Genomic DNA, 23,643 nt, shown 5'->3' with positions numbered 1-23,643 from the left:
TCTAAATGAATCCAAAACTGGTGTTCTGGGTGCCCGCCGCGCTGCGCACCGCCATTATTCTGGCGGGCTGCGCCCTGGCGGGATGGATCGCCGGCTGGCTCACCGGCCTGGTGCTGGCGTTTGTCTGCATGCTGGCCCTGGTGTTCACCCAGTTATCCTATTTGTACCAGCTGAGCAGCTGGCTCGACGATCCGCAAAGCGCCAAGCTGCCGGACGGCTGGGGCGAGTGGACCAACATCTTCTCGCGCCTGTACCGCATGCGCCGCGAGGACGAAAAAAACCAGACCGAACTGACCGAATGGCTGGCGCGCTTCCGCCAGGCGATGCACCTGCTGCCGGATGGCGTGGCCATCATGGACGACGTGCTGTTCCTGGAGTGGTGCAATCCGGCGGCCGAGCAGCATCTGGGGCTGAGCAACGAGCGTGACAAGGGCATGCGCGTGACCAACCTGGTGCGCAATCCGGACTTCATGGATTACATCATCCTCGGCCGCTACGAGCAGCCGCTGACGATCAGCTTCCGCGAGCGCAAGCTGATCGTGCATATCATTCCGTTTGAAAATCGCCGTCAGATTCTGGTGACGCATGACGCCACCGAGACCGAGCGCATCGAGGAAATGCGGCGCGATTTTATCGCCAACGCCTCGCACGAGTTGCGCACGCCGCTGACCGTCATCGTCGGCTTCCTGGAAATCGCCGCGCAAGAGGGGCTTGACGCCGCCACCCGCGCCGCGCACCTGAAGCTGATGACGGAGCAGGGGCATCGCATGCAGCATCTGATCGAAGACATGCTGACCTTGTCACGGCTGGAGTCGGTGGACTATCCGATGCGGCCGGAACCGGTGGACGTGCGCAAGCTGATCGAGCAGGTGTTGCGCGACGCCAGGGCGCTGTCGGCCGGCAAGCATGAGGTGACGATGGCGTTTAACGGTCCGGATGTGATGGGCTCGTATGAGGAATTGCACAGCGCTTTCGGCAACCTGGCCTCGAACGCGGTGCGCTACACGCCGGCGGGCGGCAAGATTCATCTGGTGTGGAAGCAGGTTGATAGCGGCGTCAAGTTCCTGGTCGAGGATACCGGCATCGGCATCAGCCCGGAACATATTTCGCGGCTGACGGAGCGCTTCTACCGGGTCGACAAGAGCCGCTCGCGCGAGACCCAGGGCACGGGTCTGGGGCTGGCGATTGTCAAGCACGTGCTGCTGCGGCACGGCGGCACGCTGCAGATCAAATCGGAGGCGGGCAAGGGCAGCGCGTTCATCGTCTGTCTGCCGAAGACCGCCATCGTCCAGCAGCAACCGGAGTTGCAGCTCCACTAAGAGTGGCGCGTGAGCCCAGCGCTTAAGCCAATTCGCGGTTAAAGAAGGCCGTTACCTGCGGCACCAGGCCCGGCGCGTGCTGTTCGGCGGTGACCGCGATTTCCTCCATTTGCGCCGCCGTGATCTGCTCGGCCTGCTCCGGCGTCACGCGCGGATGCAGCTCGTCGCCGAAGTCGCCGATGCTGGCGGCGAGCGACACCGCCATCTCATGGCTGACATTGCTCAGCAGACGATTAACGATAGCTGCCCGCTGCGCGGCGTTCGCCAGCAGGAACAGTTGGCTGATGGTGTGATCGGTCGTGACGGACATGTTGGCTCCTTGTTGTGTATGCACATACGCTAACCTGTGCCGCCCAACAGGTCTGTACGCGTCCTAACGCTCTGCGTTCAAACCGGTGATCAGTTTGGCCAGCAACGCATCCAGCTGGTCTTGCTCGCCCTGGCCCAACGCCGACAGCGCCTGATGTTCGTTGGCGATATGCAGCGGCAGCAGCTTGTCGATCAGCGCCAGGCCCGCCGGCGTCAGCCGCACCAGGATGCTGCGCCGGTCGCCGGGCGCGGGTGCGCGCTCCGTCAAGCCTTTGCGCTCCAGCCGGTCGAGCCGGCTGGTCATCGCGCCCGAGGACAGCATCAGCCGCTCGTACAGCGCGGTCGGCGTCAGCGCATACGGTGCGCCCGAGCGCCGCAGCGTGGCGATCACATCGAACTCGCCCGGGTGCAGTTCAAACTGGGCGGCCAGCGGATTCAGCCAGTGCCGCTCCAGCAATTGGCTGGCCTCCAGCAGACGTCCCGCCAGTGCCATGACCTTGGCGTCCAGCTCCGGGCGCTGCTGCGACCAATCGGCCGCCGCGCGGTTTGCTCGGTTATTCATCGTTACCTCTATATCAAGTTACTTCATATGATTCCATTATTGCCGCCTTGTGTAAAGGCGGTTTCAACGATATGATTTGATATCAAGATACTTTATTTCGAGATAGTTATGAAAATTAGTCGTCATTGCTTCATCATCGTTGCCGTTATCGGGCTGGCGCTTAACCTGCGTCCGGCGATGGCCGCCATCGGGCCGCTGCTGGACATGATCGAGGCGGCGACCGGCCTGTCCCATACGCAATCGAGCCTGCTGACGTCGTTGCCGGTGTTTGTGATGGGCCTTTGCGCGCTGGGTGGCCGCCATATCGCCGGCAAGTTTAGCGAGCGTAACGGCATCGCTCTCGGGATGGCGCTGGTGTGCGCCGCCTGCCTGGCGCGCTACTGCGCCGGCAGCAGCGCCGGTTTGCTATTGACGGCGATTCTGGCCGGCGCCGGCATCGCGCTGGTGCAGACACTGCTGCCAGCCTTCATCAAGCGGCGCTTTGGCGCGGAGGCGGGCAGCGTGTTCGGACTCTATACCACCGGCATCATGGGCGGCGCGGCGATCGCGGCGGCTTCGGCGGCCGGGCTGGCGGCGCAATCGGGCTGGCAGTTCGCGCTCGCGGTGTGGGCCTTGCCGGCGTTGGCCGCGTTTTTCCTGTGGCGTCGCGCCACCGCAGGACTTGCCGTCCCATTGCCCGCCGTCGCGGCGGGGCGGACGGCGCAGCCGGGTTTCTGGCGCAACCAGCGCGCGTGGGAACTGATGATCTTCTTCGGCATTGGCACTGGCGCTTACACCCTGGTGCTGGCTTGGCTGCCACCGTTCTACACCAGCCTGGGCTGGAAACCGGCCGAAGCGGGCTTCCTGCTGGGCGGCCTGACGCTGGCCGAGGTGGTCGCGGGGCTGGCGGTCTCGGCCTGGATCGGCCGCTTTCCGGATCGCCGCCTGCCGTTGCTGGCGGTGCTGTTGCTGTTGAGCGGCGGGCTGCTGTGCCTGATCTTCGCGCCGCTATCGTTAGCCTTGCCGGCATGTCTGATGCTCGGCATCGGTATCGGCGCGCTGTTCCCGCTGTCGCTGATCCTGACGCTGGACCACCTTGACGACCCGGCACAGGCGGGCATGCTGACGGCCTTCGTGCAGGGCGGCGGCTACATCATTGCCAGCTGCATGCCCTTGCTGGCGGGCGTGCTGCGCGACCGGTTCTCGGACCTGACGCAGGCCTGGGTGGCGATGCTGATCGGCGCGCTGTGCCTGGTGGCGCTGTGCCTGCGGTTTTCGCCGGCCTCCTATCGCCGCATCGCCTGTACAATGGATTGATCCTGTCATATATCGGACCATTTTATGAACCAAGATTTTTACTGGGTGAATCCGCCACAGCACTGGCACCGTGAAGGTGACGCGCTGTTGGTGACGACCGACGAGAAAACCGACTTCTGGAATGACACATGGTACGGATTCAAACGCTTTTCCGGCCACTTCTTCGGCGCCGATGTCAGCGGTGACTTTACCTTTCAGGTAAAGGTCAAGGCGGCGTTCAGCGCGTTGTACGACCAGGCCGGCATCATGCTGCTGGCCGACCAGGATCATTGGCTCAAGGCCGGTGTGGAGTTGAACGATGGCGCGCCGGCGATCGGCAGCGTGCTGACCCTCGGCCAGTCCGACTGGGCGCCGGGCATCTTCCCGGCCAGCGCCGACCAGTTCTGGATGCGCCTGACGCGCAAAGGGGATGGCCTGCGCCTGCAATACTCGGTCGACGGCAAGACCTGGCCGCTGCTGCGCCTGGCCTATTTCCCGGCCGACAAACAGTGCGCGGTCGGCGTGATGTGCTGTACCCCGGAGCGCGACGGGCTGGCGGTGCGCTTCGAGGATTTTTTGCTGGTCCCCGCGTTGGACAAGGACCTGCACGATCTGACCTGATCCTGTTTTTCGGGATTACATCCTGAAATCTTCCAGGTCTTTGATGCGCGTTTCCGCGTGCCCCTGCATGCAGCCGATATACATCACGGTGCGGGCGGTGCCGGTTTTGTATTGCGTGTAGATGGCTTTGCAGTCGGCCTCGCGGAATTTGACCCAGGCCCGCTGCGCCTCGATCAGCGCCTTTTTGGTCTCGGCGTCAGTGATCGACTTGATCACCTGCTGATAGACCAGGTTCAGCTTGTCTTCGGTTTTTTTCTGCTCGACCGCCGCGCATTCGTTGATGTCGGGTGTGGCGACGGCGTTCTTGCAGTCCTCCGCACAGGCGCTGCCGGCGCTGGCCGCCAGCAGCAGGGCAATCATCAATTTCATAAGGCACCTCATCCCTTCATCGCGATCTGGCAGCTGTGGAGTACATCGTCATACGAGCGCGACACATGGTCGGCGCCGGGGAACACGCAGGTTTTCAGGTCAGGATTCTCGAACGGGCTAGGCAGCAGCAGCACGAATTGCTTGGCGTGCGGGATGCGCTCGTTGACGCCTTCCAACATCGCCGTCATCTGTTCGCAGTCGTTCAGCGGATCGACGCTGACCAGGATGACGATCGACACCAGTTCCGGCGATGCGCCCGGCGGCGGCTCCATGTCCAGTTCATCGGCGGCGCGGCTGCGCGCATCGATCTTCTGTTCGCGCAGGATGCGCACCAGAATCTCGGTGGCCAGTTCGGCGCTTTGCTTGCCCAGCCCGATACTGAGCACCACGCTGCCCGCCGGCACATCAAACGAGCCTTGCCATTCACCGCTGACGGAGATGCGCTGCTCGCGCAGTTGCCGGCCGATGCCGCCGCCGGCCAGCACGCTGCTGCGCTTGCGTTTTTTCCACCACTTGGGATTGCCGCTCAGCGCTTCAATCACCGAGATGATGGAGGAGGTGACTTTTTCCTCTTCCTCCGGCGTGATCGACTGGTCCTTCAGGTCGAAATGGGCCAGGTGCAGCGCCGGCAGCAGCACGCCGTCGCAATACTCGGCCAGCGTTTTGTGCTGCATGTAGCGCTTGGCGCTGGTGATGATCTCGTGCGCGTCGCCGGACAGCGCGCGCTGGTAAAAGTTTTGCGGCATGGTCAGCGCCGGCAGCTCGCCGAACATAATCTCCAGCACCTTCAGCGCGCGGATGTAGCGGCCGGCCACCACCAGGCACAAGGTCAGCGGCGTCGACAGTACCAGCCCGACCGGGCCCCAGATCCAGCTCCAGAAAATCGCCGACACCACCACCGACAACGGCGACAGGCCGGTGGTGTGGCCGTACAGCTTGGGCTCGATGGTTTGCGCGACGATGATCTCGACCGCCAGGAACAGGCCCAGCGTCATCAGCGCCATCGACCAGCCGGGATCGATGGCCGCCGCCAGCAGCGTGGCGCAAAACGCCGCCATCCACACGCCGACGTAGGGAATGAAGCGCAGCACCGCCGTCATCGTGCCCCACAGCAGCGCCTGGCTCAGTCCGATCAGCGTCAGCCCCAGCCACACCGACAGGCCGGTGGCCAGGTTCACCAGAAATTGCGAAATAAAGAAGCGCGACAGCCGCTCGCCGGCATCGTTGACGGCGATCGTGGTGGCGCGCAGATCGCCGCCACCGGCCAGGCGGATGAAGCGGTCGCGCAGCGATTCATGCTCCAGCAGCACAAAAATCAGCACCACGAACACGATCCCGGCCGTCTCCAGCGGCGGCCACACCGAGGCCACCACCTTGCCCAGCAACTGGAACGGCTTGAGCGCCGGCTCATGGATTTCCACCAGCACCGGCGTTTTGACGCTGCCATCGCTTTGCAGCACCGGCTGTGCGCTGCCGCCGTTGTCCTGCGTGAAGTGTTCGATCAACTGGCCGGCCGGGCCGCCCAGACTGCCGATGGTGCCGCGCGTCAGCTCATCGAGCTTTTCGATCTTGCTGGCGATGGTGTCCTGGTACTGCGGCAGGCTGGCGCCCATCGCGCCGACCTGCTGCACGATGACCGCCCCGATCGCCAGCAGCGTCACCGTCACCAGCAGCACGCCGGTGCAGACCGACAACGTTTGTCCCAGCCCGAGATGGCGCAGCGCGCGCACGAACGGCGCGATCAGGAAGCTGAAGATGAAGGCCAGCGTGATGGGAATCAGTACATCGCGGCCGAAGTAGAGCAGGGCCAGCACCGTGGCGGTGCCGACCAGGCCGGCGACGGCGCTGGGCAAATTGCGGGAGGTGAGAGAGTCAGACACCGGGTATCCTGGCTGGATAAGTAAAAGCGATAAAATGCACCACGTTCAGTGCGATGTGGACCAGTATGGCCGCCTCGATGCGCCGCGTGCGCTGGTAAGCGCAAGCGTAGCCGAGGCCGGCGATGCCAGCGAGTATGCCATAGAGCAAGCCACCGCCGAGGTGCGCGAGGCCGAATAACAGCGCCGACACGGCCACCGCCACCCACGTTCCCCAGCGCCAGCGCGTCAGTGCGTTAGCCAGCCGCGCCTGCAGGAAGCCGCGGAAGAAGGCTTCCTCGGCCACCACCGTGAACAGCAGGTTGACCGCGATAAAGGTCGGCGCCTGCGGCGGGAATTTGAAATCGACGCCAACCACGCCGGCCGCCACGGCAAAGCCAAGCGTCACCAGCAGCGTCAGGCCCAGCACCGGCACCGTGCGACGCACCACCTCGCCCAACTCGGCGCGCGAGGACACGCGGCGGCAGAGCAGGGCCAGCAGGATCAGGCCGACCGCGCCCTTGTCGAAATTGGCGTACAGACTGAACGGCGCGGCGCCTTCCGACAGCACCACGCGGTCGAGCAGCAGCGGATTGTGGAAGCCGGGCAGCTTGTGCATGGCCAGCGCCAGTGCCAGCACGCCGGTCAACACGCCGCAGAGCAGACGCAGCCACCGCTGTGGCGCGGCGGCGCAGCCATATGCCAAGGCCGCCAGCAACAGCAGCGCGGCGACCGCCGGCGGCGTCACCACGCCGCCCACCAGCCCCCAGGCCAGCGCCATCGACAACAACAAAGGCCATGCCGGCAACGCGCGCCGACCGACGGGAAGCGGACGCAGCCAAACCGCGCCGATCGCCAGCGCCAGGAAGAGAAAAGCGGAAAGTATCATTGATTCAACGATGAGTTTTGATCAATGATACCTCATGGCCGCTCAGAACTTGTAGATGGCGGCCGTCATCAGCACCGGCGTGGTTTTGCGCTGGGTCAGCGGGCTGTCGGCCGCGTCGCCAGCCATCCGGCTCACGCCCACCGCGCTGCGCACCATCCACTTGCTGTCGATGACGTGGGTCCAGTTCACCGACGCCGAGACGTTGCTGAAGCCGGCCTTCGGCGTGTAGACACGGTAGCCGCTGCCCATCGATTGTGTCGGCGTGACGCCGAAGTAGGTCTGCATGTGCTTGCGGTCGGCGTATTCGGCCGATGCGTCAAAGCCGAACTGGTCGCTCGCGGTGGTGTAGATCGGCGTCTCCATGCCCAGCGTGTAAGTGTTGCCGTATTCGCGGTGTCCCAGGTTCTGCTTGGTGGACAGGCTCAGGCCGACGCTGCCCAACTGATAGCCCACGCTCAGCAGCGTGATCGCCGAGCCCTTGATTTTGCCCATGCCTTTGAGGGCGTCCGAGCCGGAGAAGTAATCTTCCTTGTGATCCGCGCGGCCGATGTCATAGCCCAGCGCGGCGCTGACCTTGAAATCGCCCAGGCTGGTGCCGTAACCGATGCCGCGATGCGTACTGAGGAACACGCCATTGCTGAAGGTCTTTTCCAGGAACGGTAGCGGCAGTAAGCGGCTCTTGTCGGCGCCGGCGTATTCCGGCACGTAAGCCAGACCGATGCCGGCCAGCATGGCGTCGCCTTGCCCTGCGGGCGCGGCTTCCTGGGCGAAGCTGTTGGCGCTGACGGCGCAGAGTGACATGAGTGTCAAGGTGATGGCGTGGCGCATTATGATGGTTCCCTTTCAGTGGTCCGCCGGCGCGTGATTGCCCGGCTGTAGACGCGCGGCAGTTTCTCAATAAACAAGGTCCGACGCTATCGCCGTCGCTGAAGTATCATTTGCCGAAATGTTTGGTATCGCCATCCGACCCATGGAGCTGACATGTCTTTGACCCTGTACTATCACCCGCTGTCCTCGTTCTGCCACAAGGTGCTGATTGCGCTGTACGAGAATGGCGCCGCGTTTGACAAGCGCGTCATCAACCTCGGCGACGACGCCGACCGCGCCGAGCTGGAGGCGCTGTGGCCGCTGTGCAAATTCCCTGTGCTGCGCGACACCGCCCACCGGCGCGATGTGCCGGAAACCTCGATCATCGTCGAATACCTCGACCGCCACTATCCGGGCGCGCAGCCGATGATCCCGGCCGACTGGGAGGCGGCGCTGGATGTGCGCCTGTGGGACCGCTTCTTTGATCTGTATGTGCAGGGGCCGGTGCAGACTATCGTCAACGCCCATCTGACCGGCCTGAGCTGCGACCAGACCAAGGAACGCACCAAGCTGAAGACGGCGTACAAGATGATCGAGAAGCGCATGGCCACGCGCGGCTGGATGTGCGGCGAGGTCTTCAGCCTGGCTGATTGCGCGGCGGCGCCGGCGCTGTTCTATGCCGCCACCTTGCTGCCGTTCCCGGAGGAATACCACCACCTGCAAAGCTACTTCGAGCGGCTGGTGGCCCGGCCGTCGGTCCAGCAGGTGCTGGACGAGGCCAAGCCATACTTCTCGATGTATCCCTTCGTCAACGATATACCGCAGCGCTTCCTTTAATTCTTGTTACCTTCGCCGGCGCTCTGCACCGACGCCGCCTGCGGGAAGGCCTGGCTTTGCGCCGCCACGTTGGCAAACCGTGTGGCCTCGTCGGCGAAGTGTTTGCCGGCGGCCTTGCGGCCGGCGTCGGCCAGTTCGGTGGCGGTGCGCGCCGTTTGTGGCACATGTTCCTGGGCCACCTTGTTGATCTCCGACTGGAACTCGCTGGCCACCTGCGCCAGCTGCTGATGGTATTGCTGCAGCTTTTGCAGCAGCGCGCCGGCCTGCTGCGGCGCCTTGCCCGCTTGCTGTTCCGATGGCGGCGTCAGCATGGTGTAGCGCAGCGAGGCGGTCGAATCTTCCAGCCACTCGCGGCTGAACCGTATATTCAGCTCCGACAGCTGGCGCAGCGAGTGCAGGACGGCCTGCGACAGGTCGGTGTAGTAATCGATGCGGGCTTCCGCGTGGTGTCGGGCTGCCGGGGACAGTGTTTCCACAAACGAGTTCATTAGCGTTCTCCTGGTGCGGTAGGTGGCCAAAATGAAGCGGGGCGGACGTTTTGGCCTGACGTCCGCCCCGCTATCATCGCAAATCTGGCCGCATCGCGGCACTCCAGAGCTTGCCGGAACTATTTGTTTTCTTTACTCAATGGCCGGCGCCCGCCGTGGCAGGAGCAGCAGCTGTTTCTGGCGACCGTCGATGTAGCGCACGCCACTTTCATCGAAGTAGGCGTCCTCTTCCAGCATGATGCGGACCGGCTCGCGCCAGCCCGGAATGTCGCTGGCGGCGTTCAGCTCGATCGAATACGCGGTCTGGTAGCGCAGCGTGTCGTCGCCGGTGCCGGGCACGCCGCCTTGCGCGTCCCACATGCCGATGGCCGGGCCCGCCGCGTGGCCGTGGTAGCCGATCGGGTGGGTGTAGATGGTCGGGCGGATGCCTTCGGCCTTGGCCTGCTGTAGCGCGGCGGCCAGCACCGCGTTGCCGCTGCGGCCTTGCTGGAAGTTGGCGGTGAGGATGTCCTGCAGCCGGTTGGCGCTGGCGAAGGCCTGGTTCAGCGCTGCCGGCGCGGCGCGCTCGCCGGGCTTCAGCACGTAGGCATGCTGCTGAATGTCGGTGTTCAGGCGCAGGTAGGTGATGCCGATATCGACGTGCAGCAGGTCGCCGGGGAGGATGACGTCCGGATTGGCGCGCTGCTGGTCCTGGTCCAGGTCTTTGTCCTGGCGCTGGCGCTGGATTTCCACCGAGGGGTGGAACCAGGTGTCGTAGCCCAGTTCACGGATCTTCTGGCGGAACCACCACACCACATCGTCGGTGGTGGTGATGCCGGGCGTGATCACGCGCTCGGAAAAGCCTTCCTCGACGATCTTGTGCGTGGCGTTCACCAGTTGCGGATAAATCTGCATTTCACGCGCGGTGCGCGTTTCCAGCCAGCGCACCGCCAGCGGTTCGGCCGAGACCACGCGACTCCTGAACTGCGCCGGCAGCGCCGCCAGCAGCTCGGTATAGTCGGTGTGGTCGATGCCGTCCGCATGGGCGAAGTGCGTTGACGTATTCAGCGCGATCTTCGCCGGATTGCGGGACTTGACGATGTCGGCCAGCGCCTCCCATTGCGCGGGGAATTTTTGCATGTCCCACGCCGCCTGGATGCTGTTGCCGACGTTGTAGCGCGCCACCGCCAGCCGTTCCACCTTGCTTGTCCTGGCATCGCGGTGGAACACCAGGATGGTGCGGCGGCGGGCGTTGAGCCATTCCGCCGGCAGCATGGTCTTGATGACCGGGTCCTCGTTGTATTCACGCGAGACCACGATCCACATGTCGATGCCGGTCTGCCGCATCGCCGCCGGCAGCACGGTGTCGAAACGTTCCGCCAGCAGCTCGTTGACGACCTTTGCCTGGTCGCGCACGGACAGCACCTGGGCCTGGGCGCCCGCTGCGAGGAGCAGGGCGAGGGCGAAGAGGAATTTTTTCATGCACCGATTATAATGCCCGCTGCACAGGCAAAGGAGAGAACATGGCAGCACCTTCGGTTTTTTATCTGCACGGCGGCCCCGGTCTGGGCCCGGTGTTTGAGCGCGCCCGCTACCCGGACGCGACGCAGGTCCACTGGTGGCATCAGCCGCTGGCCAAACCATGCGCGGCGCGGCCCTACCTGGATTTGCTGGAAGCGACGCTGACCGAATTCCGCCGCGTGGCAGCCGACGCCGGCCAGCCGCTGACGGTGATGGCCAGCTCCTTCGGCGCGCATCTCGCCGTGCATCTGGCGCGCCATGCGCCTGACCTGATCAAGAACATCGTGCTGCTGGCGCCCACCTTCAATCCGGAGCAGGCGGCGTTGCGTCTGGCGCGGCGCGCCTTCCGCGTGCATACGGACCACCAGCACGCCGGCAAGCTGGCCACCGCGCTGGCGATGTACGAGGACGATCCGGGTCGCCCGCGCTTCTGGGATGTCTTCGGCGCGCTGTCGCTGCTGCCGGATGTGACGGAGCTGTATTTCGGCCCGCATGGCGGCGCGCAGGCGGCGCGTTCGTTCGCGCAGCTGATCCAGCAGCCGGGCGCCTTCGACGGTCCGACCTCGGTGGCGACCTCGGACGATTTTTCGGCGCAGGACCACACGCCGGTGCGCAGCGGCTTCGGCGGTCCGGTGTCGGTGCTGTTCGGCGCCTACGATCCGATGATCGACGCCGATCAGGATCGCGCCGTGTGGGAAACGATCTTCCCGCAGGCGGCGTTCTTTAAAGTGGAAACAGGCCATTTCCCATTGCTGGAACTGAGCCTGGAGGAATGCCTGGCGCCAGCCTGACGCCACTCCGATCCTTCTCGCGTCTGGCGGTGTACAATTTGGGCGCTCAAACCGCTCATAACACCGCTTATACACCGCTTATACACCGCTTATACACCGCTTATACACCGCTCATGCCCTCACGCCGTCTTGCCCTTGCCAGTTTAGCCATCCTGTCCGCAGCCGCGATCGTCGGCTGCAAAACCGCGCCCGTGATCGAGGCGCCGGTGGCCGCGCCGCCGGTGGAGCCGCTGCCGCCGAAGAAGATCAAGATCGGTCTGGCGCTGGGCGGCGGCGCGGCGCGCGGCTTTGCGCATATCGGTGTGATCAAGGCGCTGGAGGCACAGGGCATTTATCCGGATATCGTGGTCGGCACCAGCGCCGGCAGCGTGGTCGGCGCGCTGTACGCGGCCGGGAATACCGGCTTCCAGTTGCAGAAGCTGGCGATGGACATGGACGAGGCGCAGATTTCCGACTGGGCCTTGCCGCTGTTCCGCAAATCCACCGGCGTGCTGAAAGGCGAGGCGCTGCAGGCCTACGTCAACAAGGCGGTCCACAACCAGCCGATGGAGAAGCTGAAAATTCCGTTCGGCGCGGTGGCCACGGACCTGAAGGACGGCAAGCCGATCCTGTTCCAGCGCGGGAATACCGGCATGGCGGTGCGCGCGTCGTCGGCGGTGCCGGGCGTGTTCCAGCCGGTGGCGATCGGCGGCCGTACTTATGTCGACGGCGGCCTGGTGGCGCCGGTGCCGGCGCGCTTCGCGCGCGACATGGGCGCCGACTTCGTCATTGCCGTCAATATCTCGACCCAGGCCGACGTGCAGGCGACCGTCAGTTCGCTGGACGTGATCATGCAGACCTTTTCCATCATGGGCCAGCGCATCAACGATTATGAGTTGCGCGACGCCGACATCGTCATCACGCCGGCGCTGGGCAAGATGGCCAGCAACGACTTCAATGGCCGCAACCAGGCGGTGTTGGCCGGCGAGCAGGCCGCGGCGCAGGTGATGGCCCAGATCAAACAAAAACTCGAAGCTAAACGCAGACCATAAGGACGTACCATGCAAACCAAGCCGTATCTGTCGCTCGCCGACGTCAAGAAAATCGCCGCTGCCGCCGAGGCGGAAGCGGTCGCCAACAACTGGCCGGTGGTCATCGCCATCGTCGACGACGGCGGTCACTTGCTGTGGCTGCAACGCCAGGATGGCGCCAACGCGCTGTCGTCGCACATCGCCCCGGCCAAGGCGCGGGTGTCGGCGCTGGGCCGCCGCGAGTCGAAAATCTATGAAGACATGATCAACAACGGCCGGGTTTCGTTCCTCAGCGCGCCGGCGCCGCAGACCGACGGCATGCTGGAAGGCGGCGCGCCGATCATCGTTGATGGCCACGTCATCGGCGCGGTCGGCGTCTCCGGCGTCAAATCCGCCGAAGACGCACAAGTGGCGAAGGCCGGCATTGCCGCCCTGAACTAAGCCGCTTCGCCTGGTCGTACCAGAATGCCGTTTGGCTCAAAGCCCAGCGGCATTTTCTATTGGAGAATCGTCGCAGCATGCAAACCGCATGTCTATCATGCGATATCGCCAGTGATATCGCTGTGATGCTATGACTCCGAAGCACCTTGCGAAGATCAAGAAGGTTTTGATTGAACTGCAGCGCTCGCCGCAAGGGCAAAATGCGCTTGAGTTCGAGGGACTCGCTCGGGCGTTGGGGCGTCAGCGTGAGAAGCGCGGCAAGGAGCCGACATGGTTGCGCCAGCGGAAACCGGAATTGGCGCGGCCTTTGAGCATTCCGGCGCACAGTAAGAACGTAAAGATCGGTACGGCGCGTTCCATCATCAGTGCGCTGCTGGATGAGGTGGCGGAGGGGGAAACGGCGGATGAGGCATTAAGCAACCTCGATCAGGCGGCCGCGTCCTGGTTGGCTGCGTCATTGGCGCATGGGCAACAGCTTGCGGAGCCCATGCGGCCGTTTGATGCCAGTGGCCGTATTGCGTTGCGGATTCCGCGCAGCCTCCATGCCGATATCGCCGAGTTGGCGCAATCGCAGGGATGTAGCGTTAATCAATTGCTGACCGTGGCGATTTCTGAGTACGTTGGCAAGCTTGGCTTACCGCAGGCCGGAGTCGGTCTGATAAGCAAATAAAGTCCCGTCGCCGCCTTGTCAGATAGGGTGGATTTGGTTATAATTCAAAGGTTTAGCCAAATCATATCTCTACCGTAGCGACTACCACTCATCCATCATCAATCTGACCCTCACCCCCGGCGCGAGCATGGCCAGGGTTGCTTGACGGTCGTCTGACGTGGCGCAGCTACGGTAACTTTATCAGGAGTTGCCCTTGCCGCCATTTTTTTCTGGCCCCGCCGTTCCAGCCATACTGGCCCTCGCTGACGGAACCATTTTCAAAGGTTTTTCGATCGGCGCCGCCGGCCACACCACCGGTGAAGTGGTGTTCAACACTTCCATGACCGGTTACCAGGAGATCCTGACCGATCCTTCCTACAGCCGCCAGATCGTCACCCTGACGTATCCCCACATCGGCAACTACGGTATCAACTCCGAAGATGTTGAATCGACCAAAGTGCACGCCGCCGGTCTGATCATCCGTGACCTGCCGCTGATCGCGTCGAACTTCCGCTCCACCCAGTCGCTGGCCGATTACCTGAAGGCCGAGAACATCGTCGCCATCGCCGGTATCGACACCCGCAAGCTGACCCGCATCCTGCGCGAGAAGGGCGCCCAATCCGGCGCCATCGTCACCGGCACCCAGGGCAACGAGCCATCGGTATCGCAGGCGCTGGACCTGGCGCGTTCCTTCCCCGGCCTGGCCGGCATGGACCTGGCCAAGGTGGTCACCGTCAAGGAAAAATACGCGTACACCGAAACCGAGTGGACGCTGGGCGAAGGCTACGGCAAGCTGGAAAATCCCAAGTTCCACGTGGTCGCCTACGACTTCGGCGTCAAAAAGAACATCCTGCGCATGCTGACCGCGCGCGGCTGCAAAGTCACCGTGGTGCCGGCGCAGACCACCGCCGAGGAAGTGCTGGCGCTGAATCCGGACGGCGTGTTCCTGTCCAACGGCCCTGGCGACCCTGAGCCTTGCGATTATGCCATCGCCGCCGCCAAGGTGTTCATGGAGAAGAAGCTGCCGCTGTTCGGCATCTGCCTTGGTCACCAGATCATGGGCCTGGCCTCCGGCGCCAAAACCCTGAAAATGAAATTCGGCCACCACGGCGCCAACCACCCGGTACAAGACCTGGACAGCAAGAAGGTGATGATCACCTCGCAGAACCACGGTTTCGCGGTGGATCAAGCCACGCTGCCGGCCAACTGCCGCGTGACGCACGTGTCGCTGTTCGACGGTTCGCTGCAGGGCTTCGCCCGCACCGACACCCCGGCCTTCTGCTTCCAGGGCCACCCTGAAGCATCGCCTGGCCCGACTGACGTCGCTTACCTGTTTGACCGCTTCATCGGCCTGATGGAAGCTTCGGAGAAAAAATAAATGCCAAAACGTTCTGATATTAAAAGCATCCTGATTATTGGCGCTGGCCCGATCATCATCGGCCAGGCCTGCGAGTTCGATTATTCCGGCGCCCAGGCCTGCAAGGCCCTGCGCGAAGAAGGCTACAAAGTCATTCTGGTCAACAGCAACCCTGCGACCATCATGACCGACCCGGAAATGGCCGATGTCACCTACATCGAGCCGATCACCTGGCAAATCGTCGAGAAGATCATCGCCAAGGAAAAGCCGGACGCGATCCTGCCGACCATGGGCGGCCAGACCGCGCTGAACTGCGCGCTCGACCTGCACCGCAACGGCGTGCTGGATAAGTACAAGGTGGAACTGATCGGCGCCACGCCGGAAGCCATCGACAAGGCCGAAGACCGCTCCAAGTTCAAGGACGCGATGACCAAGATCGGCCTGGGTTCGGCACGTTCCGGCGTGGCGCACTCGCTGGAAGAATCGTGGGCGGTGCAGCGCGAAGTGGGCTTCCCGACCATCATCCGTCCATCGTTCACCATGGGCGGCAGCGGCGGCGGTATCGCTTACAACGAAGAAGAATTCGAAGCGATCTGCAAACGCGGCCTGGAAGCCTCGCCAACCAACGAGCTGCTGATCGAGGAATCGCTGCTGGGCTGGAAAGAGTACGAGATGGAAGTGGTGCGCGACAAGGCGGACAACTGCATCATCATCTGCTCGATCGAAAACCTGGACCCGATGGGCGTGCACACCGGCGACTCGATCACCGTGGCGCCGGCGCAAACGCTGACCGACAAGGAATACCAGATCATGCGTAACGCCTCGCTGGCGGTGCTGCGTGAAATCGGTGTCGATACCGGCGGCTCCAACGTGCAGTTCTCGATCAACCCGAAAGACGGCCGCATGATCGTCATCGAGATGAATCCGCGCGTGTCGCGTTCGTCGGCGCTGGCGTCGAAAGCCACCGGCTTCCCGATCGCCAAAGTGGCGGCCAAGCTGGCCGTTGGCTTCACGCTCGATGAGCTGCGCAACGAGATCACCGGCGGCGCAACGCCGGCGTCGTTCGAACCGTCGATCGACTACGTCGTGACCAAGATCCCGCGCTTCACCTTCGAGAAGTTCCCGACCGCCGACCACCATCTGACCACCCAGATGAAATCCGTCGGTGAAGTGATGGCCATCGGCCGCACCTTCCAGGAATCGTTCCAGAAGGCGCTGCGCGGCCTGGAAGTGGGCGTCGATGGCCTGAACGAGAAAACCAAGGACCGCGAGAAGATCGAAGAGGAACTGGGCGAGCCAGGTCCTGAGCGCATCTGGTACGTCGGCGACGCGTTCGCCCAAGGCTTCACGCTGGAAGAAGTGCATCAGCTGACCAAGATCGACCCATGGTTCCTGATCCAGATTAAAGAGATCGTCGACCTGGAACTGTGGATGGACACCCAGAAGCTGGAACAGCTGGACAAGACCACGCTGTACAAGCTGAAACAGAAGGGTTTCTCGGACCGTCGTCTGGCCTTCCTGCTGCAAACCACGCCGGCTGAAGTGCGCAAATACCGTCACTCGCTGGACATCCGTCCGGTGTACAAGCGCGTCGACACCTGCGCGGCGGAATTCGCCACCAACACCGCGTACATGTACTCGACCTACGACGAGGAATGCGAGTCCAATCCGACCGACAAGAAAAAGATCATGGTGCTGGGCGGTGGCCCTAACCGTATCGGCCAGGGTATCGAATTCGACTACTGCTGCGTGCACGCCGCGCTGGCGATGCGCGAAGACGGCTACGAGACCATTATGGTCAACTGCAATCCGGAGACCGTGTCGACCGACTACGATACCTCGGATCGTCTGTACTTCGAGTCGCTGACGCTGGAAGATGTGCTGGAAATCGTCGAACTGGAAAAACCGGTCGGCGTGATCGTGCAGTACGGCGGCCAGACCCCGTTGAAACTGGCGCTGGACCTGGAAGCCAACGGCGTGCCGATCGTCGGCACCTCGCCGGACATGATCGACGCCGCCGAAGACCGCGAGCGTTTCCAGAAGCTGCTGCAAGACCTGGGTCTGCGTCAGCCGCCTAACCGCACCGCGCGCACCGAAGCGGACGCGCTGGCGCTGGCACAGGAAATCGGCTACCCGCTGGTGGTGCGTCCTTCCTACGTGCTGGGTGGCCGCGCGATGGAAATCGTTCACGAGCAGCGTGACCTGGAGCGCTACATGCGCGAAGCGGTCAAGGTGTCGAACGATTCGCCGGTGCTGCTGGACCGCTTCCTGAACGACGCCATCGAGTGCGACGTCGACTGCATCTCGGACGGCGACACCACCTTCATCGGCGGCGTGATGGAGCACATCGAACAAGCGGGCGTCCACTCGGGCGACTCGGCCTGCTCGCTGCCACCGTATTCGCTGGCGCAGGAAACCATCGATGAACTGAAACGTCAGACCTCGCTGATGGCCAAGGGCCTGAACGTGGTCGGCCTGATGAACGTGCAGTTCGCGATCCAGAAGCAGGACATAGATGGTCAACTGCGGGACGTGGTCTACGTGCTGGAAGTGAATCCGCGCGCCTCGCGCACCGTGCCTTACGTGTCGAAGGCGACCGGCCTGCAACTGGCCAAGATCGCCGCGCGTTGCATGGTCGGTCAGAAGCTGGCGGAGCAGGGCGTGACCGAAGAAGTGGTGCCGCCTTACTACAGCGTGAAAGAAGCCGTGTTCCCGTTCGTGAAATTCCCAGGCGTGGACACCATCCTCGGCCCTGAGATGAAATCGACCGGTGAAGTCATGGGCGTCGGTAAGACCTTCGGCGAAGCCTTCGTCAAGTCGCAGTTGGGCGCTGGCGTCAAGCTGCCGAAATCGGGCAAGGTGTTCCTGTCGGTGAAGTCGTCGGACAAACCGCGCGCTGTGAAAGTGGCGCGCGATCTGGTCGACATGGGCTTCACACTGGCGGCCACCAAGGGCACGGCGGCGGTGATTTCGGCGGCCGGCATCCCGGTCACCGCGGTCAACAAAGTGGTGGAAGGCCGCCCGCACATCGTCGACATGATCAAGAACCATGAACTGGTCCTGGTCATCAACACGGTGGAAGAGAAACGCAACGCCATCGTCGACTCGCGCGCCATCCGCACTTCGTCGCTGGCCTCGCGCGTGACCACGTACACCACCATCGCCGGCGCCGAAGCGGCGGTCGAAGGCATCCGTCACCTCGACGAATTGCGTGTGTACGATTTACAAGGGCTGCATAAAACCTTACACTAAGCCTGTGAGGTTTAGGTAGTACCCGGACCACAGAGCTCGCGCTGGCAGTTTGGCGCGGCCTCTGTGGTTTTCCATTGTAATAACAGAGTAAATAGACAACATGACTTCAGTTCCACTTACCAAATTCGGCGCCGAGCTCTTGAAAGAAGAGTTGCACCAGTTGAAGACCAAAGAACGCCGTATCGTGATCGACGCGATTGCCGAAGCACGCTCGCATGGCGATCTGTCGGAAAACGCCGAGTACGATGCCGCCAAGGAGCGCCAGGCGTTCGTGGAAGGCCGCATCGCGGAACTGGAAGGCAAGCTGAGTGCCGCGCAGATCATCGATCCGACCACGCTGGACGCCGAAGGCCGTGTGGTGTTCGCCTCCACCGTGGACCTGGAAGACCTGGAGTCCGGCGCCAAGGTGACCTACCAGATCGTCGGCATCGATGAAGCCGACCTGAAACTGAGTAAAGTGTCGGTGACCTCGCCGATCGCCCGCGCGCTGATCGGCAAGTCGGCCGGCGACGTGGTGGAAGTGCAGGCCCCGTCGGGTCCGCGCGAATATGAAATCCTGGAAGTGCGTTACGTCTGATGTTACTTGCCCGCACACGTTTGCTGGTCGCGACCCTATGGGCCGGCAGTTTATGGACGGTGGGCTATCTGGCCGCACCGACCCTGTTCGCCACGCTGAGTGATCGCGTGCTGGCCGGCACCATTGCCGGCAACCTGTTCAGCAATCAGGCCTGGTTGTCGATCGCCTGTGGACTGGTGATGCTGGTGCTGCTGGGGGCGACCCAGACCAGCACCGGCGGCATCTTTGCCGGACCGGCGGCCAATATGGCGGCCAAGTCGCGCCGCACGCTGCTGATTATCGTGATGGTGATGTTGGCGTGCACGCTGGTGTCGCACTTTGGTCTGCAGCCGATGATGGCGTCGCTGCGTGCCGCGGCCGGGCCGGGCGGGGTGATGGCGGAGGCCGCGAGGAATGAATTCGGCATCCTGCATGGGATTTCCAGTACGATCTATCTGATCCAGAGCCTGCTGGCCGCCTGGCTGGTGGTGAAGCAGTAACCACGTCATTCCCGCCTACGCGGGAATGACGGACTTGCATGTTTAGCCCAGCACCGTCTTCTTGGTCGATTTCTGACGTGCCTTGGCGCGCTTGATGTTGCCGCCCTGGGTCACGCGTTCATTCCCCTTCAGCAGTACCTTGGTGACCGACGGCCGCTTGGTGCCGCTAGGGCTGGCCTTGACGATGGTGACTTCGCGCATGCCTTTGCCGGCGGTGGCGCTGCGGGATTTCTCGGTTTCCACTTTCGGACGATACAGCACCAGCAGTTTGCCGATGTGTTGCACCGGCGCCGCCTTCAGCTGCTCGCAGATGGATTCGTACAGGGCGATGCGCGCTTCGCGGTCGTCGCCGAACACACGCACCTTGATCAGGCCGTGGGAATCGAGTCCCAGCGCGATTTCCTTGAGGACGTTGGCAGTCAGGCCGTCGGCGCCAATCAGGACGATCGGTTTCAGACCATGGGCTTCGGCGCGCAGCGCGCTGCGCTCAACGGGGGTAAGTTTGATCATAAAATTATTTTTTGTAGGTTCCTTAAAGGCAGTATTCTACGCGAATGGCTAAGAACAAATTAAACAAAAACTGGATTCACGACCATATTAACGACCCTTACGTGAAATTAGCCCAAAAAGAGGGCTATCGCGCCCGCGCGGCTTTCAAGCTGAAAGAGATCGACGAGGACGAGAAGCTGATCAAGTCCGGCCAGGTTATTGTCGACCTCGGCTGCACGCCGGGCAGCTGGGGGCAATATGCCCGCCGCAAGCTGGCCGGCAAGGAGGGCGGCGGCATCAATGGCACGCTGATCGGCCTCGACATGCTGCCGATGGAGCCGATCGCCGACTTCCACTTCATTCAGGGCGATTTCCGCGAGGCGGAGGTAATCCAGCAGCTGGAAGCCGTCGTGCAGGGTAAAAAAGTTGACCTGGTGTTATCGGACATGGCCCCCAATCTGTCGGGCATCCACGATTCCGACGCGGCCCGCATGGAGCATCTGATCGACCTGGCCATCGAATTTTCCCAGGCGCACCTGAAGCCGGAAGGCGCGCTGCTGGTCAAATGTTTTAAGGACATGGGCTTTAACGACATCGTGCATAAATTCCGTGCCGAATTTAAAACAGTGACGCAAAAGAAACCCAAAGCCAGCCGCGACAAATCCTCCGAGATTTTCCTGCTGGGTCGTGGCCTGAAGAATCCGACCGACGGCGGCATGGCGTCGGCGCAACCGCTCGATTCCGATGGCTGGCGCCCTTGATATCTGCTGAATAACCCTTATATCAAAACGTGAATGCCACTTTTGCCGGGATTGCAGCCTGATTCAGGTCAAATTATGTGCTTTTTCGCCGGTTTTTGACTGGCGCACGGCAGGTTTATGGCAACGCCTGCCTATTACGAGTAAAATCGGATTTCAGCCAGGTTTATCGATGCGTCTCGCATCCAAGGAGTTTTCGTGAATAACATGTTTTCCAAATCAGCCATCTGGGTAGTCGTCGTACTGCTCCTGCTTATGCTGTACAAGCAGTTTGATAGCCATGGCGTCACGGGCGGCGCGAAGCCGATCGCCTACTCCGATTTGCTGGATGACGTGAAAGCCAAACGCATCAAGGATGTCACCATCGAGGGCGGCAACATCATCGCCACCCGCAGCGACGACACCAAGGTCCGCACCACCGCCACGCTGCTCGACCGCGGCCTGATCGGCGACCTGCGCGACAACGGCATCCGTTTCGACGTCAAACCGCCAGAGGAACCATCGTTCCTGTCGCAAATTTTCGTCTCCTGGTTCCCGATGCTGCTGCTGATCGGCGTGTGGATCTTCTTCATGCGACAGATGCAGGGCGGCGGCAAGGGCGGCGCGTTCTCCTTCGGCAAGTCGAAGGCACGCATGATGGATGAAGCCAACAACACCGTCACCCTGGGCGACGTGGCCGGCTGCGACGAAGCCAAGGAAGAAGTCGCCGAGATCGTCGACTTCCTGAAAGACCCGAGCAAGTTCCAGAAACTGGGCGGCCGCATTCCCCGCGGCGTGCTGATGGTTGGTCCCCCAGGCACCGGCAAAACCCTGCTGGCGCGCGCCATCGCCGGCGAAGCCAAAGTGCCGTTCTTCTCGATTTCCGGTTCGGACTTCGTCGAAATGTTCGTCGGCGTCGGCGCGTCCCGCGTCCGCGACATGTTCGAGAACGCCAAGAAGCATTCGCCGTGCATCATCTTCATCGACGAGATCGACGCGGTCGGCCGTCACCGTGGCGCCGGCATGGGCGGCGGCAACGACGAGCGCGAACAGACGCTGAATCAGCTGCTGGTGGAAATGGACGGCTTCGAAGCGCAGTCCGGCGTGATCGTGATCGCCGCCACCAACCGTGCCGACGTGCTGGATAAAGCGCTGCTGCGTCCGGGCCGTTTCGACCGTCAGGTCAACGTTGGCCTGCCGGACATCCGTGGCCGCGAACAGATCCTGAACGTGCACATGCGTAAAGTGCCGATCGGCACCGACGTCAAGGCCGACGTGCTGGCCCGTGGCACCCCAGGCTTCTCGGGCGCCGACCTGGCCAACCTGGTCAACGAGGCCGCGCTGTTTGCCGCCCGCCGCTCCAAGCGTCTGGTCGACATGGCCGACTTCGAGGACGCCAAGGACAAGATCTACATGGGTCCTGAGCGTAAATCGATGGTCATCCGCGAGGAAGAGCGTCGCAACACCGCCTACCACGAGTCCGGTCACGCGGTGGTCGCCAAGCTGTTGCCGAAGGCTGATCCGGTGCACAAAGTGACCATCATGCCGCGCGGTTGGGCCTTGGGCCTGACCTGGCAGCTGCCGGAGCACGACAATATCTCGGGCTACAAGGACAAGATGCTGGAAGAAATTTCCATCCTGTTCGGCGGCCGCATCGCCGAGGAAATCTTCGTCGGCCAGATGTCGACCGGCGCCTCGAACGACTTCTCGCGCGCCACCAAGCTGGCCCGCTCGATGGTCACCAAGTTCGGCATGTCGGACGCGCTGGGTGTGATGGTGTACGAGGATACGCAGAACGACGGTTTCCTGGGGGGCAGCAACAAGACCATCTCGGAAGCGACCCAGCAGAAGGTGGACGCGGAAATCCGCAACATTCTGGATCAGCAGTACGCGCTGGCCCGCAAGCTGTTGGAAGACAACCGCGAGAAAGTCGAAGTCATGACCAAGGCGCTGCTGGAATGGGAAACCATCGACGCGGACCAGATCAACGACATCATGGCCGGCTTGGACCCACGTCCGCCGAAAGCCGGCGTGACGATCCGCAAACAGCCTCCCGGCGACGGTGGCAGTGGTGTATCGCCTAGCGTGACCGCGCCGGCGTAAGCGGCGGCACGGCGTCAACGACAGGGGTGAGGAGCAATCCTCGCCCTTTTTTATTTCAGTTCCCCATGCAATCTACCTTACAGTTTGGCCGGTTCAATTTCCCGTGGCGGGGGCAGGGCGTGCGCGCCCGCGTGATGGGCATCCTCAACGTGACGCCCGATTCCTTCTCCGACGGCGGCCATTATCAGTCGCTGGAATTCGCGTTGTCGCACGCCGAGCAGATGATTCAGGAAGGCGTCGACATCATCGACATCGGCGGCGAATCCAGCCGGCCCGGCGCGCCGCCGGTCTCGCTGGAAGACGAGCTTCGGCGCGTGATGCCGGTGCTGTACGCGATGCGCGACATGGGCCCGGCCATCTCGGTCGACACCTACAAGCCGCAGGTGATGCGCGAAGCGATCATCGCCGGCGCCGACATGATCAACGACATCAACGGTTTCCGCGCCCCGGGCGCCATCGAGGCCGTGAAAGACAGCGATTGCGCGTTGTGCATCATGCACATGCAAAGCGATCCCCAACATATGCAACTTGCCCCGTTGTACACTAATGTTGTAGAGGATATAATAAACTTCCTGCGTGAGCGGGCGGAGGCCTTGATGGCGGCCGGGATTGATCCGCGTCGATTGTGCATCGATCCAGGCTTTGGTTTCGGCAAGACGGTGGAGCATAATTACGCTCTGCTGAAGGCCACCGCGCGCCTGATGAACGCCCTCAACCTGCCGCTGCTGGCCGGCCTGTCGCGCAAATCCATGGTGGGCGCGATCACCGGCAAGCCGGTGGAGCAACGCATGGCCGGCAGCGTCGGCGGCGCCCTGGCGGCGGTGGCGCAGGGCGCGCTGATCGTGCGGGTGCACGACGTCTCCGAAACGGTCGACGCGCTGAAGGTGTTCCAGGCTGGCAGTCCCCTACAACGATAAAGAATTACG

General features: G+C 62.6%; 24 protein-coding genes. 15 read left to right on the top strand and 9 right to left on the bottom strand.

What is annotated here, in order from left to right:
• Positions 1 to 5 precede the first annotated feature (5 nt).
• Positions 6 to 1,319: a phosphate regulon sensor histidine kinase PhoR gene (phoR, locus tag GTP44_RS08850; RefSeq protein WP_160988614.1), complete on the top strand. Its 1,314-nt coding sequence runs from the start codon at positions 6 to 8 to the stop codon at positions 1,317 to 1,319.
• Between the two features lie 22 nt (positions 1,320 to 1,341).
• Here the strand turns inward: phoR and GTP44_RS08845 are convergent, their stop codons facing one another.
• Both GTP44_RS08845 and GTP44_RS08840 read right to left on the bottom strand, forming a co-directional pair.
• Positions 1,342 to 1,629, bottom strand: a complete 288-nt coding sequence (locus tag GTP44_RS08845) for a hypothetical protein (protein ID WP_161019145.1) — start codon at positions 1,627 to 1,629, stop codon at positions 1,342 to 1,344.
• Positions 1,630 to 1,692: 63 nt separating this feature from the next.
• The gene (locus GTP44_RS08840; protein ID WP_160988616.1) at positions 1,693 to 2,190 is read right to left on the bottom strand and encodes a MarR family winged helix-turn-helix transcriptional regulator; all 498 of its coding nucleotides are present in this window, start codon (positions 2,188 to 2,190) and stop codon (positions 1,693 to 1,695) included.
• Positions 2,191 to 2,298: 108 nt separating this feature from the next.
• On the opposite strand from GTP44_RS08840, the gene GTP44_RS08835 reads away from it, so the two are divergent.
• A complete protein-coding gene (locus tag GTP44_RS08835; RefSeq protein ID WP_202424032.1) occupies positions 2,299 to 3,486 on the top strand; it encodes an MFS transporter in 1,188 nt (395 codons plus the stop codon).
• A 24-nt stretch (positions 3,487 to 3,510) separates the two neighbouring features.
• Positions 3,511 to 4,086, top strand: coding sequence for a DUF1349 domain-containing protein (locus GTP44_RS08830; RefSeq protein ID WP_161019144.1), 576 nt, complete (start codon positions 3,511 to 3,513; stop codon positions 4,084 to 4,086).
• Between the two features lie 15 nt (positions 4,087 to 4,101).
• Here GTP44_RS08830 and GTP44_RS08825 read toward each other — a convergent pair whose 3' ends face one another.
• The 4 genes from GTP44_RS08825 to GTP44_RS08810 are packed head-to-tail and all read right to left on the bottom strand — an operon-like array spanning position 4,102 to position 8,001.
• Positions 4,102 to 4,455: a lysozyme inhibitor LprI family protein gene (locus tag GTP44_RS08825; protein ID WP_161019143.1), complete on the bottom strand. Its 354-nt coding sequence runs from the start codon at positions 4,453 to 4,455 to the stop codon at positions 4,102 to 4,104.
• 8 nt (positions 4,456 to 4,463) lie between these two features.
• Positions 4,464 to 6,335: an AI-2E family transporter gene (locus tag GTP44_RS08820; protein WP_371867182.1), complete on the bottom strand. Its 1,872-nt coding sequence runs from the start codon at positions 6,333 to 6,335 to the stop codon at positions 4,464 to 4,466.
• Positions 6,328 to 7,200: a CPBP family intramembrane glutamic endopeptidase gene (locus tag GTP44_RS08815; protein WP_161019142.1), complete on the bottom strand. Its 873-nt coding sequence runs from the start codon at positions 7,198 to 7,200 to the stop codon at positions 6,328 to 6,330. Before GTP44_RS08815 ends, GTP44_RS08820 begins: the two co-directional genes overlap by 8 nt.
• Positions 7,201 to 7,242: 42 nt before the next feature.
• Complete coding sequence (locus tag GTP44_RS08810; protein ID WP_229256844.1) at positions 7,243 to 8,001, bottom strand: MipA/OmpV family protein; 759 nt, start codon at positions 7,999 to 8,001, stop codon at positions 7,243 to 7,245.
• Positions 8,002 to 8,181: 180 nt separating this feature from the next.
• On the opposite strand from GTP44_RS08810, the gene GTP44_RS08805 reads away from it, so the two are divergent.
• Entirely contained in the window at positions 8,182 to 8,844 is a 663-nt protein-coding gene (locus GTP44_RS08805) for a glutathione S-transferase family protein (protein ID WP_161019140.1), read from the top strand.
• On the opposite strand, the gene GTP44_RS08800 is transcribed toward GTP44_RS08805, so the two are convergent.
• Together GTP44_RS08800 and GTP44_RS08795 are read right to left on the bottom strand one after the other, a co-directional pair.
• Entirely contained in the window at positions 8,841 to 9,332 is a 492-nt protein-coding gene (locus tag GTP44_RS08800; protein WP_160988622.1) for a phasin family protein, read from the bottom strand. The two genes, GTP44_RS08805 and GTP44_RS08800, sit on opposite strands and share 4 nt — an antisense overlap.
• Positions 9,333 to 9,464: 132 nt before the next feature.
• Complete coding sequence (locus tag GTP44_RS08795) at positions 9,465 to 10,793, bottom strand: M24 family metallopeptidase (RefSeq protein WP_161019139.1); 1,329 nt, start codon at positions 10,791 to 10,793, stop codon at positions 9,465 to 9,467.
• A 41-nt stretch (positions 10,794 to 10,834) separates the two neighbouring features.
• Between GTP44_RS08795 and GTP44_RS08790 the strand changes: the two genes are divergently transcribed.
• The 8 genes from GTP44_RS08790 (at position 10,835) to GTP44_RS08755 (ending at position 19,388) form a co-directional block, all read left to right on the top strand.
• Complete coding sequence (locus GTP44_RS08790) at positions 10,835 to 11,623, top strand: alpha/beta fold hydrolase (RefSeq protein WP_229256843.1); 789 nt, start codon at positions 10,835 to 10,837, stop codon at positions 11,621 to 11,623.
• Positions 11,624 to 11,736: 113 nt separating this feature from the next.
• A complete protein-coding gene (locus GTP44_RS08785) occupies positions 11,737 to 12,654 on the top strand; it encodes a patatin-like phospholipase family protein (RefSeq protein ID WP_161019138.1) in 918 nt (305 codons plus the stop codon).
• Positions 12,655 to 12,663: 9 nt separating this feature from the next.
• A complete protein-coding gene (locus GTP44_RS08780; RefSeq protein ID WP_161019137.1) occupies positions 12,664 to 13,074 on the top strand; it encodes a GlcG/HbpS family heme-binding protein in 411 nt (136 codons plus the stop codon).
• Positions 13,075 to 13,204: 130 nt separating this feature from the next.
• Entirely contained in the window at positions 13,205 to 13,744 is a 540-nt protein-coding gene (locus tag GTP44_RS27185; protein WP_202424031.1) for a toxin-antitoxin system HicB family antitoxin, read from the top strand.
• Positions 13,745 to 13,937: 193 nt separating this feature from the next.
• Positions 13,938 to 15,101 carry a glutamine-hydrolyzing carbamoyl-phosphate synthase small subunit gene (gene carA / locus GTP44_RS08770; protein ID WP_161019136.1) on the top strand — a complete coding sequence of 388 codons (1,164 nt, stop codon included), beginning with the start codon at positions 13,938 to 13,940 and terminating at the stop codon, positions 15,099 to 15,101.
• Positions 15,102 to 18,332, top strand: coding sequence for a carbamoyl-phosphate synthase large subunit (gene carB, locus GTP44_RS08765; RefSeq protein WP_161019135.1), 3,231 nt, complete (start codon positions 15,102 to 15,104; stop codon positions 18,330 to 18,332).
• 100 nt (positions 18,333 to 18,432) lie between these two features.
• The gene (gene greA / locus GTP44_RS08760; protein WP_160988628.1) at positions 18,433 to 18,909 is read left to right on the top strand and encodes a transcription elongation factor GreA; all 477 of its coding nucleotides are present in this window, start codon (positions 18,433 to 18,435) and stop codon (positions 18,907 to 18,909) included.
• Positions 18,909 to 19,388, top strand: a complete 480-nt coding sequence (locus GTP44_RS08755) for a DUF4149 domain-containing protein (protein WP_161019134.1) — start codon at positions 18,909 to 18,911, stop codon at positions 19,386 to 19,388. Before greA ends, GTP44_RS08755 begins: the two co-directional genes overlap by 1 nt.
• A gap of 42 nt (positions 19,389 to 19,430) precedes the next feature.
• Here GTP44_RS08755 and GTP44_RS08750 read toward each other — a convergent pair whose 3' ends face one another.
• The gene (locus GTP44_RS08750) at positions 19,431 to 19,898 is read right to left on the bottom strand and encodes a YhbY family RNA-binding protein (protein WP_161019133.1); all 468 of its coding nucleotides are present in this window, start codon (positions 19,896 to 19,898) and stop codon (positions 19,431 to 19,433) included.
• Between the two features lie 44 nt (positions 19,899 to 19,942).
• Between GTP44_RS08750 and GTP44_RS08745 the strand changes: the two genes are divergently transcribed.
• The 3 genes from GTP44_RS08745 to folP all read left to right on the top strand — a co-directional run bounded on the left by GTP44_RS08745 (position 19,943) and on the right by folP (position 23,634).
• Entirely contained in the window at positions 19,943 to 20,638 is a 696-nt protein-coding gene (locus GTP44_RS08745; RefSeq protein ID WP_161019132.1) for an RlmE family RNA methyltransferase, read from the top strand.
• A gap of 195 nt (positions 20,639 to 20,833) precedes the next feature.
• On the top strand, positions 20,834 to 22,717 hold the full coding sequence (ftsH, locus tag GTP44_RS08740) for an ATP-dependent zinc metalloprotease FtsH (protein ID WP_160988632.1): 1,884 nt from the start codon (positions 20,834 to 20,836) through the stop codon (positions 22,715 to 22,717).
• A gap of 65 nt (positions 22,718 to 22,782) precedes the next feature.
• Positions 22,783 to 23,634 (top strand): dihydropteroate synthase, encoded by an 852-nt coding sequence (gene folP / locus GTP44_RS08735; protein ID WP_161019131.1) that lies wholly within the window; start codon positions 22,783 to 22,785, stop codon positions 23,632 to 23,634.
• Positions 23,635 to 23,643: the final 9 nt, after the last annotated feature.

This window comes from Duganella lactea, assembly GCF_009857505.1.
In the GTDB taxonomy this organism is placed as follows: Bacteria; Pseudomonadota; Gammaproteobacteria; order Burkholderiales; family Burkholderiaceae_D; genus Rugamonas; species Rugamonas lactea.
This window is presented reverse-complemented; position numbering and strand designations above follow the sequence as displayed.